5 protein-coding genes are annotated in these 20081 nt (G+C 48.8%); 2 read left to right on the top strand and 3 right to left on the bottom strand.

All coding sequences use genetic code 11. The features are described from left to right. Positions 1 to 205: 205 nt before the first annotated feature. The 3 genes from QUB08_RS17290 to QUB08_RS17280 form a co-directional block, all read right to left on the bottom strand. Positions 206 to 1492: an MFS transporter gene (locus tag QUB08_RS17290; RefSeq protein WP_333225864.1), complete on the bottom strand. Its 1287-nt coding sequence runs from the start codon at positions 1490 to 1492 to the stop codon at positions 206 to 208. A 90-nt stretch (positions 1493 to 1582) separates the two neighbouring features. Beyond that, complete coding sequence (locus QUB08_RS17285; protein WP_333225863.1) at positions 1583 to 2764, bottom strand: PepSY-associated TM helix domain-containing protein; 1182 nt, start codon at positions 2762 to 2764, stop codon at positions 1583 to 1585. Positions 2765 to 3035: 271 nt separating this feature from the next. Beyond that, positions 3036 to 5825, bottom strand: coding sequence for a TonB-dependent receptor domain-containing protein (locus QUB08_RS17280; protein ID WP_333225862.1), 2790 nt, complete (start codon positions 5823 to 5825; stop codon positions 3036 to 3038). An 805-nt stretch (positions 5826 to 6630) separates the two neighbouring features. On the opposite strand from QUB08_RS17280, the gene QUB08_RS17275 reads away from it, so the two are divergent. Next, positions 6631 to 15219, top strand: coding sequence for an amino acid adenylation domain-containing protein (locus tag QUB08_RS17275; protein WP_333225861.1), 8589 nt, complete (start codon positions 6631 to 6633; stop codon positions 15217 to 15219). 173 nt (positions 15220 to 15392) lie between these two features. Further along, entirely contained in the window at positions 15393 to 20081 is a 4689-nt protein-coding gene (locus QUB08_RS17270) for an amino acid adenylation domain-containing protein (protein ID WP_333225860.1), read from the top strand.

The raw sequence follows: 20081 nt of genomic DNA, 5'->3' as shown, positions 1-20081 counted from the left end.
GAAGAAGGAAGAAGGAAGAAGGAAGAAGGAAGAAGGAAGAAGGAAGAAGGAAGAAGGAAGAAGGAAGAAGGAAGAAGACTTCTGTGCGCCGTTTCCCCTTGATATCAAATCCGGTAGCATCGGAATTATTCCTCTCTGTATTCTCTCCCTCTGCGTTCTCTGCGCCCCCTGCGGTTAAATCATTCCGATACAACCGGAAACGATATTATCCATCGCGCAGCAGCCGGCAAGCATACCCACCGACTGCAACGAGCAATAAGCCCAGCGCGGAAATAGCGTATAACAAAGCCATGCCAGCACCGGCACCTGTCCCGATAATTGGGCCAAAAATAGCTGCTAAAAAACCTCCCGGTTGCATGGCGGGTTCAAAGACGCGATCGGCAAGTGGCCCTGCGATCAATAAACCGATCGCTGACGCCAATTGCACGATAACTGCTCTAGTAGCAAAAACACGCCCCTGTACCTCTGGTGGGACTTTCGCCAGCCAGATCGCCTCGTTGGAACTGCCGAGGATGGGGAAATTGAAAGACGAACAAAATTGAGCGGGAATCCAGATGGAAAGCGCCTGGCCGAAACCAAAGACTATTTTACTCAAGCCCGCGCCTGCCATGCCGAGCAGAAAGCCCCGGATTCGGCGTTTGGGGCCGCCCCAAATACTGATGATTGATGCTCCTAAAACGCCGCCTGCGCCGGCGGCTGAAAGGATAGTACCGAGGATTCTGGCATTGTTGCCGGTGCGTGCCAGTATCATCGGTGAGTAGAGGGCCGCGCCGATGTCGTGAGCGAACCAGAATAGCGAAACGGACACCAGCAAGGCAAGCAGGCTGGGACGATCGACGATGTAGCGGAATCCGAAGCTGAGTTCTTGCAATAGGTGAAAGCGAGTGGGCTGGGGATTGGAGGCGATATTGCTCCGCAACGCTGGCGCGATCGCGGGTTGGGGTATTTTGACAGATACTAGGGTGGCGATCGCGATTGTAAAAGTTGCCAGGTCGATCGTAAAAATCCCGCCGGGCCCAATCACAGAATAGAGAATCCCCGCCAGCGTCGGAGCAATAATACTCGCACCGTAATTTGCCAAAAAACTTAAACTGCTAGCGCGGCTGTAATGCTTTTCTGGCATCATTGTGGCGATCGCTGCTGAGTAAGCTAACTGCTGAATTTGGTCAAAAATTCCGTTAATCGCAGCGGCTACATATATATGCCATAGTTGCAGGTTTTGGCTGATATAAAGTAATAGGATAGTGAGGGTTAACAGAGCTGAAACCGCATCACCGATACCCATCAAAAATTTTCGATTCCAGCGATCGACGAGAATGCCAGCAACCGGAGCGAGCAAAATGCGCGGCAATTGAGTAAAAAACATCAACAAAGCCAAAGCCGTCGCTTGACTGGTGGACTCCCAAATCCAAATAGTCAGCGCAAACGCGGACATAGCGCTGCCAATCATCGAAGCAGTTTGTCCGAGCCAGAGTTGAATAAATTTTTGCATTAAATAAGCGATTTATAGGATTTAAAATTCAGAGAATCGGGGTTTTTAGGCAGGAGAATCACACCCGCATAAAACCGCACGCCGCTCGCATTAAAACCAAGGCCATTGCTGGCTAAGGGGAGATAATTCTTCATATTGCTGTCTCGCCTCCTTGCGGTAAAATTTCACCAAATGCCGCTGTCGCCACATCAGTACGCCCGTAACAAACAGTACGATCGCTACTAATCCTGCGATCGTGTGTACCAGCCGCAAGTAAATTCCGCCATAGCTGCCAATATGTAGCGGATAAAGCGAGTTGAGAATTCGATTTGCTACAGAAGCTGACTTTACACTGTCAGCCTGCAATATTTCGCCACTGTATTGGTCGAGATAAATGGTGCTAACCCCGTTTGGATGCGGCTCGTTGGGAAATTTTTTCCGTACTTTAAAAATTGCTTCAGGCGTCAAAGGCAGAGAAATAAAAGTAGTTTTAGCTTCCGGCCAAACGGTATTAACTTGGTGTAATATTTCGTCAAGGTTTTGCCTCGAACTGCTAGAGTGGGGATGAGAAGTCAATGCTGGCTGTGGCTTTTCATTCGTTAGCCAATACAGAGTCGATTCAACCGGCGCGTAAAAAATTATCGCTGTCCCTGTAGCGGAGATGAGTATGATAAAAGCGACCGATACAATGCCAGAAACATTATGTAAATCAAATACAGTCTGCTGCCAGTGAGCTTTCCAATTAATAGAAAATCCGCGAGCTAAATTGCGCCAACCCGTCCACAAGACCACACCCGTAAAAGTTAGTCCTAGCATTACTATACCGCAAATGCCGACAACAAGATGACCAAATTCTCCTGCCGCTAATTCCGCGTGTAACGTAAAAATAAAACCTGTAAAAGTTTCTTTATTAAGGCGCGCACCCTTAATTTTTCCGCTGTAAGGATTGACATAAACGCTAACTACTTCCTCACTCTTTGACAGCATCGAAACTTGGCAAACTTCCTTCGCTGATCGCGGTAGCAAGATACTAAGAGCTTGATTTTGCGGATAAGCTTTTTCGACAATTTGCAGGACATTTTCCAGCGGTATCCGTTCGGTTTGAGGAATTACTTGCAGGAGTTGGGGATTGAAGAACCGATCGATTTCGGGGCCTAAAACCAGCAAGCTGCCCGTTAAAGCAATTACTGCTAGAAATATTCCTACTACCAACCCTAAATACAAGTGCAGTTTGAATGCGAGTTTGCGGAACTTCATCTCTAAATTTTTCTCGAAACCGTTAACTGTTCTCATTAAGGTAAAACTGATAGTCCGACAGGGAATTCATTCCCTGTCTCAAAGCTAAATTCCTCTTAAGAGGACTGAGAAAAACACTTTTCAACTCATTAGTCCTCTTGAGAGGACTTTAGCTATTAGACAGGGGTTTCAACCCCTGGCGGACTGGCGGACTAGCGGGTGGGCACGAGGACTGGCAGACTAACAGCTTAAATTGACACCAATGGGTTCTTGGAGTGTCCCTACGAGGGATATTGAATCTACCTCATAAACCTGCAATCTGCTGTAATTACCAGTTAAGGCGGTAATTAACACTGAGAGTTAAACCTCTGCCTGCATAATTAGAGGTATCCGAGCCAAATCCAGCTAAGTATTGGGAGATCACGGGAAAATATTGATTATTCAATAAATTCTCGACTTTGATTTGTAGCAGCCCCGATCCAATTTTAACCGCGCTGACGTAATCCAGTGTGAGATAGCTGCTAATCGGGCCGCCATCCGAGCCGTCTTTGAAGGCCTGATCGCGATTTCCAGAATATAAGAACTGTAACCGATTGTTCCATCCCGGCAAAGTTTCGTTTTGAACATAAGCTGTTAGCTTGAGCGGTGGAATTCGGCTGCTATCGAGGGCGATGTAACGGTTGTCCTCCTCATATTCGCCATGAATATAGGTAGCAGTCCCGCCGATCGACCATGTTCGTCCAGGTTGCCAATCCACAGTCCCTTCTAAGCCGTAAATGCGTTCTGGGGCGCGGATGAGTTCCAGGCGGCCTGTGTTGCCAACTGGTTGAAAACTGACTCCTAGATCGGAGGTATTGTAAAAAGCGGCAAGCGACATTTGCACGGATTGCCACCCTCCTCGAATGCCAATTTCGTAGTTGTTGACTTTTTGCGGTTGAGTTACTTCTAACGAAGATTCAATTCCGACAAAATTGTCGGGGGGTTGGCGGAGGATGCGGGCGAAATCTGGGACTGAGAAACCTTGAGAAAAGTTGCCAAATATGTTGAAGATGTCAGTAATTTTATAGACAGCCCCTGTATTAAATAGGGTGGCGTTAAAATTGCGATCGCCTCCTTCGATCTGGCGATCGTTAAAAGTGGTATAATCATTGACGTTTAACCCGACGCGTTCGTGACGTATCCCGCCACTTAAAATGACGATATCGTCAATATTCCATTCCAATTGACCGAAAAAGCCAAGGCTGTCATAAGTGTAAGGAGGGACGAAAGGACGCTCGGAAATTTTCCGGTAAACCCGGCCACCACTTGCGTCAAATCTCTCCGGATCGTACAAGTCGAAACGCTGTTTGCTATCTTCAGTAATATAGTCAGAGCCCCAAGTTAATCGAAGATTTTCGGCACGGGATAAAGGAGTAGTAATCGCCAGTCTACCTCCTATCTGTTCGCTCTCGGCTCGCGAACGAGTAACACCGACAAACGGCCCAAAGAAATCGGACGTGCGGTAATCTGAAGGAACACCTACATTGGAATTCGTTCGATAGTAGATTTGGCTTTGAAGGCTGCTGCCAAAAAGGTTTTGGTTGGTGTAACTTAGGTTGAGCTGTGTACTTTTATTTCCCGGTGTTTCCCCGTCAATATCCAACTCCCCGGTTCGGATGGCGCGGGCTTTTTGCCGTCCTTCCTGGTCGTCAACACTAAAGTCTGGAATCACATTGGGATCTTGGGTTTCCCGATAGTGATTGACAGTTAGTTGCAGCCGCTGTTCGGTGTCCAAATCTACCCCGACTTTGCCCATGACGTTGAAGAGCGTGCTGCTATCTCCGCCGAGTTCAAAAAAGGGAATGCGATCGCCTTTGGCATCGTAAAAAGCTCCACTTCTAGAGAGCGAGACAGTGCCGGTCATATCGAAATTGCCCGATCGGCCAGAAATCGTCTGCTGAGCGTTAAAGCCTAAAGCATCTCTTGTGTTTGTTAAAGCGCTACTGACGCCCACTTCAGTAACAGCAGTGAGCCTTTCCTCAGTTGGCCGGCGAGTAATAATATTAATCACGCCACCTGTAGCCTGAGCGCCGTAGATTGCGGTAGACCCCCGCACTACTTCAATGCGTTCGATCGCGCTGGGATCGATGTTCCTAAATTCTCTGCCAAAAGATTGAATATTGGTCGTTTGCGGCACGCCGTCAATCAGAACGGAAACGTCGCGACCCCGCAAAGTTTGTCCATAAGTTGCAGTAGTTTGAGTCGGGGGGGCGAAACCGGGAACCTGATTTGCCAGAGCTTCGCCGATATTTCTCGATGGGCCTACCTGCTGCTGAAGTTCTTCTGAGTCTATCACCGTTATAGAGCGCGGCACGTTGGTCACTCTTTCTGCGGTTCGTGTTGCAGTGACGACAATTTCAATCGGGTCTCTCCCCGCCTGTGGCGTTCCCGGTGGCTGTGTCGGTGTTCCTGGCGGCTGCGCTGTCGGCGGCAAGGGTTCTCCGGGCGTTCCTGGTGGCTGCGCTGTAGGCGGCAAGGGTTCTCCGGGTGTCCCAGGTGGCTGCGCTGTCGGCGGCAAGGGTTCTCCGGGCGTTCCAGGTGGCTGCGCTGTCGGCGGTAAAGGTTCTGCAGGTATCTCTACCTGCTGTCCTGTCGGTGGCAAGGGTTCTGCAGGTGTCCCCGGCCGCTGTGTTGTAGGAGCCGGTGCAGGCGGGCGAGAAGTCATCTGGGAGGTGGGTTTTAAACTGAGAATCAGACCCGCAGCATTAGGAATCACCCGTGCCACTGGTTGACCCCTCTCGCCAACGACTTTGATTCGGATGCTGTTGTTATCTAAAGGAGTAACGGTGACAGAAGCAATTCCGGCAGCAGGCTTGTCTTGACGAAACTCATTTCCCCCCGGTAATCGCAGTTGAGCGGTGATGACATCAACTTGTAAAGTTTCGCCAAAGCTGGCGCTGAAGACTTGCAGGGGTCTTCCATCTTCAGTGTCTAGGATGATTTCAATGCCTTCTGACGTGGGGTTGAGGCGAACGCCCGTCACCTGCGCGATGTTGGAAGCGCACACCGGCCCAGCGACTAACGCCGACACGACTCCTGCCAGCCCAAGGCTATTTAATAATTTCTGCGATCTCTTCATTACTCTTTAATCAACAATTAATGGAACTTCGGATATGTGGTTTGCGTTGCTTGCACAACATGATTTGTGGCAGCGTTGCTGCTGTTCTCTGGCTCCTGAAACTGACCTGCGGAAGATCCGGCCCAGTTGTCGGGCGTAGTTCGATCCGATTCTCCCGTCGCTAGCAGCCTTTGTGTGGGAATACAGCAGGCGCGTGAGGGCGAACTCCTCAGTCCGGTGGCGCTCTGGACGATCGCCCACGGTTGACGCCTTCCTCGGTTAAAGGAAGTAGTCGCTGGATGCTTAATGAGAAAGTGCCTTAATTAGATAACAGAGCACTTGCATCTGTCAAGAGTTCACTAATGAAAAATTATTGCATTTTAAGATAGGGGGTGACACCCCTCTATCTAGTTAGACACCACTTGCCTATTATGGTTTCTTGTAAGGGCTAGACAAACGATCGCCTAAAATGCTATGGCAAAAGTTAGAAAAGATTGTCATATAAGCAATAAGAGGAGTCAATAAATTCTCTCAACTACTCTTGACAATAAATATCATCTAGCATAGGATACTTAAAGTCGATAGCCGTAAAGCCCCTGAAGCTGATATCGAAGCTGGCTCGGACTGAAATCGCCCCGCAGCCATTGCCGAACAGCGCGATCGACAAAAAAACGTGAAAACAAGCGCTAATACCCGGATTGAAGACTCAAACGCGCTGATGGGAGACTCGTAACGCCCGACAACTGTTCACAGAAAGTCTATGTGGAAAGAATTTGGCGGAACTGGTTGGCGTACTGCAAACAAGATTTATAGGTAAAAAGAATCGATGAGTGACGCAAGCATTAAGGGACACCAACTCACCGAAAGTTGTACCAATTTAGTAGAACTCCTGCAAAACAGAGCATTACACCAACCAGAGCAGAAATATACATTTCTGTTAGACGGAAAAACTGAAACCGCCAGTTTGACTTATCGAGAGTTAGACGCGATCGCCCGATCGCACGCCGTGCGACTTCAGACATTGGGAGTCACTGGCGAACGAGCCTTACTGCTTTTCCCGCCAGGATTGGACTATCTCGCCGCCTTTTTTGGATGTTTGTACGCCAAAGCGATCGCGGTTCCCCTCTATCCACCGAAGCTGAAACGGAATTTAGCGAAAATTAGTGCGATCGCCAAAGACGCAGGAGCAAAAGTTGCGATCGCTCCCGCGCGACACCTGGAAAATTTAGAACAGCTATGCCAGCAAGCGCCGGAACTCAAAGCGATGCGCTGGCTGAGTGCAGAGGTGCTTGCCGGTGACGGCGAAAAGTGGCAGCAGCCACCCATCGATCCCGACTCCGTTGCTTATCTTCAGTACACTTCCGGCTCAACCTCCACCCCCAAAGGCGTAATGGTGAGCCACGCCAACGTTTTGTACAACATCGAATACATTCACCGAGGCTTTGACCACGATGCCGAAAGCGTTGCGGTAACGTGGCTTCCCCCATTTCACGACATGGGGTTAATTGACGGATTGCTCAAACCTTTGTATCTGGGAATTCCCTCTTACTTCATGCCGCCAGCGGCGTTTATTCAGAACCCGATGTGCTGGTTGGAAGCGATTTCGCGCTACAAAGCTACCCACAGCGGCGGGCCAAATTTTGCTTACGACTTGTGTGCTAGCAAAATCAGCAAAATCTTGGGCGATGGGCAAAAAATGCTCGACTTGAGTAGTTGGCGCGTGGCCTATAACGGCGCAGAACCAATCCACAAAGAAACCCTAGAGCGATTTACCAAAGCTTTTGAGGCCTGCGGTTTTCAGGCGGATGCCTTTTGTCCTGCTTACGGAATGGCAGAAACTACGCTAAAAATTGCCACGGTTCGCAGCGGGATAACACCGACTTTCTTACCTGTTGACGCTGGGGCGCTGGAAAATAATCACATTGTAGAAGTTGTCGAAGGCGAGGGGGGCGCGAGAACTTTAGTCGGCTGCGGTTTCCCGGAATTTGGCACTAAAGTTGCGATCGTCAATCCCGAATCTCTGACGCAATGCCAGCCGCAGGAAGTCGGAGAAATTTGGGTAGCTGGCGAAACAGTTGCGCGAGGCTATTGGAATCGCCCAGAAGAAACAGAAAAAACCTTTCAAGCATATCTTTCAGATACCAGCGAAGGGCCGTTTTTGCGAACTGGAGATTTAGGCTTTTTACGCGATCGAGAACTGTTTATTACAGGGCGACTCAAAGATTTGATTATCATTCGAGGTCGCAATCTTTACCCCCAAGATATAGAAAGAACAGCAGAACGCAGCCATCCCAGTTTGCGGCCGGGGGCGATCGCGGCATTCTCAGTGGAAGTCGCCGGCGAAGAGCAGCTCGTTATCGTGCCAGAATTACAATCTCGCAAAGCGCCGGATCATGCCGAGGAAATTATCAGCGCCATCCGCTCTAGCATTGCTCAAGAATATGAAGTGCAAGTTTATGGAGTAGTGCTGATTAAGCCGGGAAGCATTCCGAAAACGACCAGCGGTAAAATTCAACGTCGCGCCGCCTCTGCTGACTTTCTAGCTGACAATTTGGAAGTTGTTGCGAGTAGCGTTTTAGAGTTAGCTGATTCGGTGGAAATAGAGAATCGCCTGACGCGAGAAAATCTGCTGGCAGCAGAGTTAGAAGAACGGCAATCGCTTCTTGAGGATTATCTTTGGCAGCAGGTAAACCGCCGGGGAATGAATTCCCCGGCTAATAGCCAAAGTCGGCTCAAGCCGGCTGAAATCGATCGACCTCTCAGTAGCTTTGGACTAGATTCTTTAAGAATTTTTGAGTTAAAAAATCAGATAGAGAGCGACTTTGGCGTTACTGTATCGGTTGCCGATTTGTTTGAAGATAGGAGCATTGCTCGACTAGCAGTGCAAATTCTAGAGCAACTGACAGGAAATACCAAAGCAGTCGTCCCAATGCCAGTTTCTCGCCTACAAAATATTCCCCTGTCTTTTGCCCAAGAGCGCTTGTGGTTCTTCGACCAATTGGAACCCGGAAACCCATTCTATAACCTCTGCGGGGCAGTTCGGATTACAGGACAGCTCAATGCAGAAACACTCAGGCAAAGCATTGAAAAAATTATCGATAGACACGAGATTTTAAGAACGGCGTTTGCTGGTGAGGAAAAAGAACAGATACAAGTTATTTTTGATACAAAGAGTTTCCCATTGCCGCTAATAGATTTGAGCGATTACTCCCCTGGAGAAGGCGAAAAAACAGCGCAAAAGCTGTCTATCAAAGAAGCACAATTTCCCTTTAATTTAACTCAACCAAATCTGATTAGTGCCAAACTTTTGCGCCTATCTGAAACAGAACATACCCTGCTTTTATCCGCCCACCATATCATTTTTGATGGTTGGTCTTTGGGCGTGTTCCTACGGGAAATAGCGGCATTTTATCAAGGATTTACTAATAAAAATTTATCCCCGCTTCCCCCGCTGCCAATTCAGTATGCAGACTTTGCAACTTGGCAGCGCCAACAAATGCAGGGAGAAATATTAGAAACTCAACTTACTTACTGGAAGCAGCAGTTAAGTGGCAGCGCAGCGGTTCTAAATTTACCAACAGACTTTTCTCGTCCCGCTGTTCAAAGTTACAAGGGAGGTCGGCAATTATTTGAATTGCCAGAGTGCTTAACCGAGGCAATTAGGCAATTGAGTTGCGACGAAAAAACCACTGTATTTATGACATTGCTGGCAGCCTTCAATACGCTGCTTTACCGCTACACGGGGCAAGAAGATATCCTCGTCGGTTCACCAATTGCCAGCCGCAACAGCAGCAAAACCGAATCATTAATTGGATTTTTTGTCAATACTTTAGTCCTGCGATCTGACTTAACCGGAAATCCTACTTTTCGAGAGTTGCTGGCTCGCATTCGGGAGGTAACTTTAGGCGCTTATGCACACCAAGAATTGCCATTTGAAAAGCTCGTAGAAGAATTGCAGCCGAATCGAGATTTAAGTCACTCGCCTTTATTTCAGGTGATGTTTGCCTTTCAAAATGCCTCCGAATTTGCCTTAGAATTGCCGGGTTTAAGCCTGAACTGCCAACAGATTCACAGCGGCACAGCAAATTTCGATTTAACCCTGGAATTAGAAGCCACAGCAACAGGTATTAGAGGGTGGTTTGAATACAGCTTAGACTTATTTGAACCGACCACAATTGCGCGAATGGCAGGACACTTTCAGATCTTATTAGAAGGCATCGTTGCGAATCCATCCGCGCGTTTATCAGATTTACCGCTGCTTGCAGAAACAGAATGCCAGCAACTTCTATTTGAGTGGAATAATACTGGGATAAATTACTCCCAATGTGAGTGCGTTCACCGTTTGTTTGAAGCGCAAGTGGCGAAAACCCCTGATGCGGTTGCGGTGCAATTTGAATGCCAAAGTTTGACCTACCGAGAACTGAACGATCGCGCGAATCAACTTGCCCATTATTTGCACTCTTTCGGCGTAAAACCAGATGAGATAGTCGGCGTTTATATGGCGCGATCGCTCGATGCGATCGTCGGAATTTTAGGCATATTAAAAGCAGGCGGCGCTTATTTGCCACTTGACCCCATCTATGCTAAAGAACGCCTCGCCTTCATGTTAGAAGACGCTGGCGTTCAGGTACTGCTAACACAAGCAAAATTAAAAGCCGAAACGCCTGCCCAAAATAATATTTCTGTGATTTGCTTGGATGCAGACTGGCAGACGATCGCTCAACAAAATAAGTCAAATCCTGAGAGCCCCGTTGGGCCAGAAAACCTAGCTTATATCATCTATACATCCGGGTCTACCGGCAAGCCAAAGGGAGTGATGGTGCAGCATCAATCTTTGGCGAATTATACCCAGGCTGCAAGTGTCGAATATGGCATTAAAGCAGGCGATCGCGTTCTTCAATTCGCTTCCCTCAGCTTCGACGCCAGCGCCGAAGAAATCTATCCCTGTTTAACGCAAGGTGCCACCTTGGTACTGCGCCCAAATTCCATGTTAGACAGCATTTCTTCCTTCCTGCAAAAATGCCGGGATTGGGAAATCACCGTATTGGATTTACCAACCGCTTACTGGCGCGAATTAAGTGCCAGACTGAGTGCTGAAAATCAAGAATTTCCCCCGTCAGTGCGCTTGACAATTATTGGCGGAGAAACCGCACTTTCAGCATCCCTGAATCATTGGCAAAAGTGCGTTTCAGAAAAAGTACGACTTGTCAATACTTACGGCCCCACAGAAACAACCATCGTCGCCACGTGGTGCGACTCTCTCCCCTCTGCGCCCTCTGCGCCCTCTGCGGTTAAAAACTCCCCAAAAACCTTGCCGATTGGTCGTCCAATTCCCAATGCCCGCACCTATGTACTCGATGCTAATTTGCAACCCGTTCCGATCGGAGTTCCCGGCGAACTTTATATCGGAGGTGCGGGGGTTGCCAGAGGATATATCAACCGTTCGGATTTGAACCGAGAAAAATTTATTCCCGATATTTTTAGCAGCAAACAAGGCGATCGCCTTTACAAAACAGGCGATTTAGTCCGCTATCTCCCCGATGGGAATTTAGAATTTCTCGATCGCACCGATCGCCAAGTGAAAATTCGCGGTTTTCGCATTGAGTTAGGAGAAATTGAATCCACACTCAGCCAACATCCAGACGTGCAACAAGCAGTCATTCTCGCGCGTGAGGAAGATTCAGGCGGCAAGCGCTTAATCGCCTACCTCGTTTTAAACTCAGCGGCGGGCGGGCACGGGGGCACCGCCCCTACGCACTCTGCACTGATTAAAAACCTGCGCTCTTTTGTCCGGGAAAAACTGCCAGATTATATGGTTCCTGCTAGCTTTGTGTGTTTGGAATCGATGCCACTGACGCCAAACGGCAAGGTAGATTTCAAAGCATTTCCCGCACCGGAAACCAACAAGTCAGACGCCGATTTTATCGCTCCTGAGACTTTAGAAGAACAAGTATTAGCTGATATTTGGGCTGAGGTTTTGGGTTTAAAACAGGTGGGAATCAATGACAATTTCTTCGAGTTGGGAGGTCATTCTTTGCTGGCAACTCAACTGATTGCCAAAGTGCGCGATCGCTTTCAAGTCGAACTATCGCTGCGCTGTCTGTTTCAATCCCCCACAGTCGCCAGTCTAGCAGCGACGATCGCGGAAACTAAAAGCGAGCCATATCAAGAACCTATTAAATTACTGCCGACAATCGCCCCCGATCCTCAAAATCGCTACAAACCATTTCCACTCAATGAAATGCAGCAGGCTTACTGGATCGGGAGAAATAGCTTTTTTGAAATGGGCAATGTCGCCATTCACGGCTATGTAGAAATTGAGAGCGACGAGTTAGATTTAGAGCGGTTTAGCCTCGCGTGGCAGCGAGTTGTAGAGCGTCACGATATGCTACGGGCGATCGTACTTCCGAACGGACAGCAGCAAATTCTGGAAAACGTGCCCGCTTATAAAATTGAGGTTTTGGATTTGCGATCGCTCGATCCAGAGGTGGCGGGTGAAAAACTCGAAGCAATTCGCGATCGCCTTTCCCACCAAGTGCTGCCGCTCGATCGCTGGCCGCTGTTCGAGATTCGCGCCTCGCTTCTTAGCGATCGCATTCGCTTGCATCTCAGCATTGACGCTTTGTGCATAGATGGCTGGAGTTTTCAAATTTTGTTTGGCGATTTGGTAAAGTTTTACCGCAATCCCAATACTGCGATCGCGCCATTGCAACTGTCTTTTCGCGACTGCGTGTTAGCGGCGATCGCCTTAGAAAACTCCCCATTTTACCAGCAATCCTTAGATTACTGGCTCCATCGCCTCAAAACCCTGCCACCAGCGCCGGAATTGCCCCTTGCCAAACACCCGAATTCCTTAACGCAGCCGCGATTTAAACGCTGGAGCGATCGCCTAGACTTGCAAACTTGGCAGCGCCTCAAAACGCGCACAGCTCGCGCCAGCCTCACTCCTACGGGTTTATTGCTGGCCGCCTATGCCGAGGTTCTCTCCTTGTGGAGCAAAATGCCTCGGTTTACCCTCAACGTGCCGCGCTTTAATCGCCTTCCGCTGCACCCTCAAGTTGAGGAAATTATCGGAGAATTTGCCTCATTTACTCTGTTAGAAATAGATAACTCCAAACGAGAGAGTTTTGAAGTACGAGCAAAACGGTTGCAAGAACAGCTTTGGCAAGATTTAGAACACCAATATGTCAGCGGTGTGCGCGTTTTGCGAGAACTCGCTCAAGCGCAAGGTACAACCGCAGCCCTGATGCCAGTCGTGTTTACGATCGATCCGCAAAACGCGCCAGGGGAAGATACTTCTATCTTTTCTCTCATTCAAGAATTGGGAGAATTGGTTCACATCATCGGTCAAACGCCACAAGTTTGGATAGACGCGCAATTTACCGAAACTGCTGAGGGGCTGTCTTTTAGCTGGGATGCGGTGGAAGAACTCTTCCCGCCAGGGATGATTGATGAGATGTTTGATGCCTACTGTCGCCTATTGCAACGCCTCGCTAATGAAGAGGAAACTTGGCAGAAAACGGTGCAGTTTCAGCAAGCCTTTACTAACAGCATTGATGCACCCATTCCCGATGTATTGCTGCACGAATTGTTTGCTGAGAAAGTCGCGTCGCGATCGCACGAACCCGCCGTCATTATGCGCGATCGCACCCTCACCTACGAGGAACTATATCGGCGATCGAATCAAGTCGGTCATTGCTTGCGGAATCTCGGAATTCGCCCTAATCAATTGGTTGCCGTCGTCATGGAAAAAGGATGGGAGCAAATCGTCGCTGTCCTGGGAATTCTAGCCTCTGGAGCCGCTTATTTGCCCGTAGATGCGGCGCTGCCAAAAGAGCGGCTGTGGTATTTGCTGGAAAATGGCGAAGTTGAGATTGTTTTGACGCAATCTCAGTTAAATGAACGCTTGGAATGGCCGGAAAATGTGCGGCGAATTTGTCTTGATACTGAGGAATTAGCAACAGAAAGTGGCGAAGCTTTGGAGTCGGTGCAGGAAGCGGAAGATTTAGCCTATGTGATTTATACTTCCGGCTCAACTGGCTTGCCGAAAGGCGTGGCGATCGCGCACCGCGGTGTAGTCAATGCGATCGCTCAGACCAATCAAGTGTTTAATGTGGCCGAGTGCGATCGGGCGATCGCAGTCACCGCACTGCACCACGATATGTCAGTTTACGATATTTTCGGCATCCTAGCAGCCGGGGGAGCGATCGTCATTCCCGATGCCGCACAACGGCTAGACCCCGCTCACTGGACTCAATTGATGGTAAAAGAGCGCGTTACCATTTGGAACTCGGTGCCGCCGATGATGGAAATGCTGCTCGATTACACTGGCGCACGTTCAGAAGTGTTGCCCGATTGCTTGCGCTGGGCGTTTCTCGGCGGAGACTGGATACCGATAACGCTGCCCCAGAGGTTAAGTGCGATCGCCCGTGAATGTCGCGTTGTCAGTGTCGGCGGGCCAACTGAAACCACTCTCTGGAACATCTGGTATCCGGTAGAAACGGTTGATCCTTCTTGGAAGAGCATTCCCTACGGATCGCCGATCGCCAATACACGCTATTACATTTTGAATGAAAGGCTCGAAGACTGTCCCGTCTGGGTTGCCGGCGAGATGTGCTGTGCCGGAGTGGGACTGACAAAAGGATACTGGCGGAATGAAGAAAAAACTCGCGCCAGTTGCCTCACGCACCCCGTCACGGGCGATCGCTTGTATCGAACGGGAGATTTAGGGCGCTTCCTCCCTGACGGCAATATCGAATTTTTAGGGCGAGAAGATTTCCGCCTTAAAATTCGAGGATTCCGCATCGAAGCCGGAGAAATTGAAGCTGCTTTGAACGAGCACCCAGCAGTCAAGGCATCCATTGTCAGCGCATTCGGAGAAAATCACAGTCAAAAACGCTTAGTAGCATATATCGTTCCCCAGCAAAACGCTGCTCCTGCGATTGAAGAATTGCGCCAATTCCTGAGCGAAAAGCTGCCCGATTATATGGTGCCTTCTGCATTTATAGTTCTGGACGCGCTGCCGCTTTCGGCGAACGGCAAAGTTAACCGCAAGGCTCTGCCAGAACCGGATGCCGCAATTCCAGAAGCAAAGATTTTTGTTGCACCGCGCACCCCTATTGAGGCAATGTTAGCGAGAATTTGCTGTGAGGTTCTCGGTATCGAACACTTAAGCATTACCGACAACTTTTTTGAACTAGGAGGAAATTCGCTGCTGGCAATTCAATTAGCAGCAAAGGTACGAGAATATTGTCAGCTAGAATTGCCTTTGTGCGATATTTTTGCAGGACGATCGCTCGCCGTACTTGCAGAAAATATTTCTGAAGCCAAAAACAAAAATGCGGCCGTTGAAGAACCCGCGATCGCGCCTGTTTCGCGATCGGCATACCGCATGAAACTGTCATCCTTGCGCTAACCACAAATCAGTGATGAATCATGAGTTAGCAACCAATAATATCATGTCCGTTCAATTGACCGTTATTCCTGTAGGGGCGGGTTCGCCAATATCTTTAGTAAAAACGATAAATCTCGTAAACCCGCCCCGCCCAAGATATTACTCCCAATTACCAATTACCAGTTACTAATCCAATGACGGTGCATTTTTCCGAAAAACCTCCCACAGATACTCGCGACTCGGCGAATGCTTCCGAAGAAGAAGTATTTGCATTTCCCACCTCTTTTGCCCAGCAAAGACTGTGGTTTATCGATCAATTTGAACCGGGAAACCCTTTTTACAACCTTCCGGCGGCTGTGTTACTCAAAGGCAGGCTAAATGTAGTAGTGCTAGAGCTATGTTTCAAGGAAATTGTGCGCCGTCACGAAGCTTTGCGGACGACATTTGCCACTGTAGACGGTCAACCCGTGCAGGTTGTTGGTCAGAAATTTAATTTCTGGCTGCAAGTTTTAGACTTGCAAAAATTGCCAGAAATTCAACGAGAAGCGGAAGTAAAAAAACTAGCAGCAGCAGAAGCTAGCAAACCTTTTGACATAACCAAAGGGCCGCTGTTGCGAGCTAGTTTGCTACAGTTAGATGCTGAGGAATATGTGTTGCTGCTGACGCTACACCACATTATTTTTGATGGCTGGTCAATCGGAGTCTTTCTGCAAGAATTAGCAGCACTTTACGAAGCGTTTTTGATGGGCAAACCATCCCCACTTCCCGAACTTTCTATACAGTACGCCGATTTTGCTATTTGGCAGCGGGAATGGCTTGCGGGCGATCGCTTGCAAACTCAACTTAACTACTGGAAAAAGCAGCTCAGTGGCACTCCCCCCTTGCTGGAATTGCCAGCCGATCGCCCCCGTCCCCCCGCGCAAACCTATCGGGGCGCGAAAGAATCATTCCTCATCCCCAGAACGCTAACGGCAGCCCTCAAAAAGCTCAGCCGCCAGGAAAATGCCACCCTGTTTATGACCCTGCTAGCAGCCTTTAAAACGCTGCTCTATCGCTATACAGGACAGGCAGATATCCCCGTTGGCTCTCCCATCGCCAACCGCAACCGAGCCCAAATTCAAGGGCTAATCGGGTTTTTTGTCAATACTTTGGTATTGCGAACTGATTTGTCAGGTGAGCCCACTTTTCGGCAGTTGCTCGATCGCATTCGGGAGATGAGTTTAGAAGCTTACGCTCACCAGGATTTGCCGTTTGAGAAACTGGTTGAAGAGTTGCAACCCGATCGCAATTTGAGCTATAACCCACTGTTCCAAGTTGCTTTTGTTTTGCAAACTGCCCCTGTTGCTGCGGAATCAATAGCCGGACTCAATCTCACTCTTTTAGATGTTGAGAATCAGACAGCAAAAGTTGATTTAACGCTGTATTTAGAAGAAAAGCAGGAAGAAATTAGCGGTCAGTTTGAATACAGCACAGATTTATTTGATGCAGCCACAATCAATCGGATGGCGGGGCATTTTCTCACGTTGCTGGAGGGCATAGCTGCCAACCCAGAGCGGCGGATTGAAGAGCTACCGTTGCTGGGGGAAAAAGAGCGGCATCAGTTGTTGGTAGAGTGGAATGACACCCGCGCCGATTATTCGAGTGATCGCTGCATTCATCAATTATTTGAAGCGCAAGCCGAGCGAACTCCCGATGCCATTGCAGTCGTATTTGAAGACGAAAAACTCACCTACCGCGAGCTGAATGAACGAGCCAACCAACTCGCGCATTACCTGCAAAAACTCGGCGTCAAGCCAGAAGTTTTGGTAGGAATTTGTGTCGAGCGATCGCTCAATACAATTATCGGCATTCTCGGCATTCTCAAAGCCGGGGGTGCTTACGTTCCGCTCGATCCAGCCAACCCGCGCGATCGCCTCGCTTTTATACTCGAAGATGCACAAGTAAAGGTGCTACTAACTGAGAAAAAGTTGTTACCAACCCTTCCCGAATCTAGCGCCAAAATCGTTTGCCTGGATGCGGATAAAAATGCCTTTTCCCAACAAAGTCAAGAAAATCCTGCCTGCAACAATACTGCCGAAAATCTCGCCTATATCATTTACACTTCTGGCTCTACCGGCATTCCCAAAGGTGTTTTAGTAGCTCACTTAAACGTCGTCCGCTTGTTGGCTGCTACCCAGTCTTGGTACAACTTCAACGAGCAAGATGTGTGGACGCTGTTTCACTCTTATGCCTTTGACTTCTCAGTCTGGGAAATTTGGGGCGCTTTACTCTACGGCGGGCGACTCGCGATCGTACCTTATTCAGTCAGCCGATCGCCGGCAGAATTTTACAGCTTACTGTGCCAAGAAAAAGTGACAGTTCTCAACCAAACTCCTTCCGCATTTTACCAGTTGAGTGAGACAGAAGAATCTGCCGGAATTGACGAAGATTTAAGCCTGCGCTTAGTAATTTTTGGGGGGGAAGCTTTAGACTTGCAAAGCTTAAAACCTTGGTTCGATCGGCACGGCGATCGGCACCCCCAAATGGTCAATATGTATGGCATTACAGAAACAACTGTCCACGTCACGTATCGGCAGCTGACTGCCGCTGATTTAAGTAAAAATGCCAGCCTTATTGGCCGTCCAATTCCTGACTTGCAAGTTTACCTGCTCGATCGCAACTGCCAACCTGTTCCGATCGGCATCCCTGGGGAAATTTACGTTGGTGGTGCTGGCGTCGCGCGGGGCTATCTCAATCAGCCAGAATTAACAGCCAATCGGTTTATTCCCAACCCCTTTAATGACAGTTTGAAAGCGCCGTTGTACAAATCGGGAGACTTAGCTCGCTATCTGCCGAATGGCGATATTGAATACTTGGGACGAATTGACCACCAAGTAAAAGTGCGCGGTTTCCGCATCGAATTAGGAGAAATTGAAGCAGCGCTAGGACAGCATTCCGATGTCGCCCAGGCTGTTGTTATAGTGCGAGAAGATATACCGAGCGATAAGCGCTTGGTAGCTTATATCATTGCTAACTCAGCAGCACAAAATAAGCATTCAATACTGATTCACGAACTGCGCTGCTTTCTGAAAGAAAAATTGCCGGAATACATGATACCTGCTGCTTTTGTGACGCTGGAGGCGCTGCCTTTAACAAACAACGGCAAAGTCGATCGCAAGGCACTACCTGCACCGGAGCGCGATCGGCCTGAACTCGAAGAAGCATTCGCCGCGCCAAGCACGGCTATTGAGAAAGTCCTAGCAGAAATTTGGGCGCAAGTATTGGGGTTAGAACAAGTGGGAATTGACGACAATTTCTTTGAATTGGGCGGCGATTCTATCCTCAGCATTCAAGTCATTTCTAAAGCCAATCAAGCCGGGCTGCGACTTACACCAAAACAACTGTTTCAACACCAAACTATTGCACAGTTAGCAGCCGTCGCCGATACAGCTCGAACCCCACAATCGGAACAGGGATTAATCATTGGCGAAGTTCCGCTCACACCGATTCAGCACTGGTTTTTCGAGCAAAATCTCTCCGATCCGCACCACTGGAATCAGGCGGTGCTTTTAGAGTTGCAGCAACCCCTCGAACCTGCTTTAATTGAGTCAGTTTTGCAAGAATTGCTGAAGCACCACGACGCGCTGCGCCTGCGTTTTGTGCGAGGAAAATTTGGCTGGCAGCAGGCAATTTCTCATCCAGAAAAGGTGGCTCCGCTTACCTGCATTGATTTGTCGTCGCTACCTCCAGAGGAGCGAGAATCCGCTTTCCAAACCGCCGCTACTCAGTTGCAAGCCAGTTTGAATTTGTCAGAGGAGCCATTACTTCGCGCTGCCCTATTTGACTTGGGCAAACATCAGCCAAATCGCTTGTTATTGGCCATTCATCACTTAGCGGTTGATGGGGTTTCGTGGCGAATTTTAATTGAGGATTTCCAGACGGCTTATAGGCAGATTAGCCGCAACGAAACAGTCGCGCTCCCGCCCAAAACAACCTCATTTAAGCAGTGGGCAGAACGCTTGCATGAGTGGGCGCGATCGCCCGAATTGCAGGCAGAGTTAGATTACTGGTTCGCCCTTTCTCACCAACCAACTTCTCGCTTGCCGGTGGATTTCCCAAACCCAGCTAATTTAGTTGCATCTGAAAAGACAGTATCCGTTGCTTTGAGTGTTGAAGAAACAAAACTGCTCTTACAAGAAGTACCTGCCGCTTACCGCACTCAAATTAATGATGTATTGCTAACTGCTTTAGGTCAAGCATTTGAACGCTGGACAGGCAATAACTCACTTTTACTGGACTTAGAAGGTCACGGGCGCGAAGATCTATTTGAAGGAGTAGATTTGTCGCGCACAATCGGCTGGTTTACAGCAGTTTTCCCCGTCCTGTTAAATTTAGAAAAACCTTCCAATTTAGGGGCTGCCATCAAATCAGTGAAAGAGCAATTACGCGCAGTCCCAAATCGCGGTGTGGGTTGCGGTGTCCTAGAATATTTAAACCCAGAAAATGCAAAAAATTTGCACAAATTGCCGCAAGCTGAGGTAAGCTTTAATTATCTCGGACAGTTTGACCAAGTGCTGCCGAAATCTTCTTTATTAATGCTGTCCTCCGAGCCGAGTGGCCCCCTTCGCAGCCCGCGCGGAAATCGGCGTTACCTGCTGGAAATTAACGGATTTATTGCCAGCGGCAAGCTGCAATTAGATTGGACGTACAGCGAAAACATTCACCGACGAGAAAGCATTGAAAATTTGGCAACGCGCTTTATAGAATCGCTGCGATCGCTAATTCAATACTGTCAGTCCCCCGACGTTGGCGGCTGCACTCCTTCTGACTTTGCAGAGTTTAAGTGGAGCCAGTGGAGCCAGGACGATTTAGACAACATTACCGCAATTTTGGGAGAGCTGTAA

Source organism: Microcoleus sp. BR0-C5 (assembly GCF_036705045.1).
GTDB lineage: Bacteria > Cyanobacteriota > Cyanobacteriia > Cyanobacteriales > Microcoleaceae > Microcoleus.
This window is presented reverse-complemented; position numbering and strand designations above follow the sequence as displayed.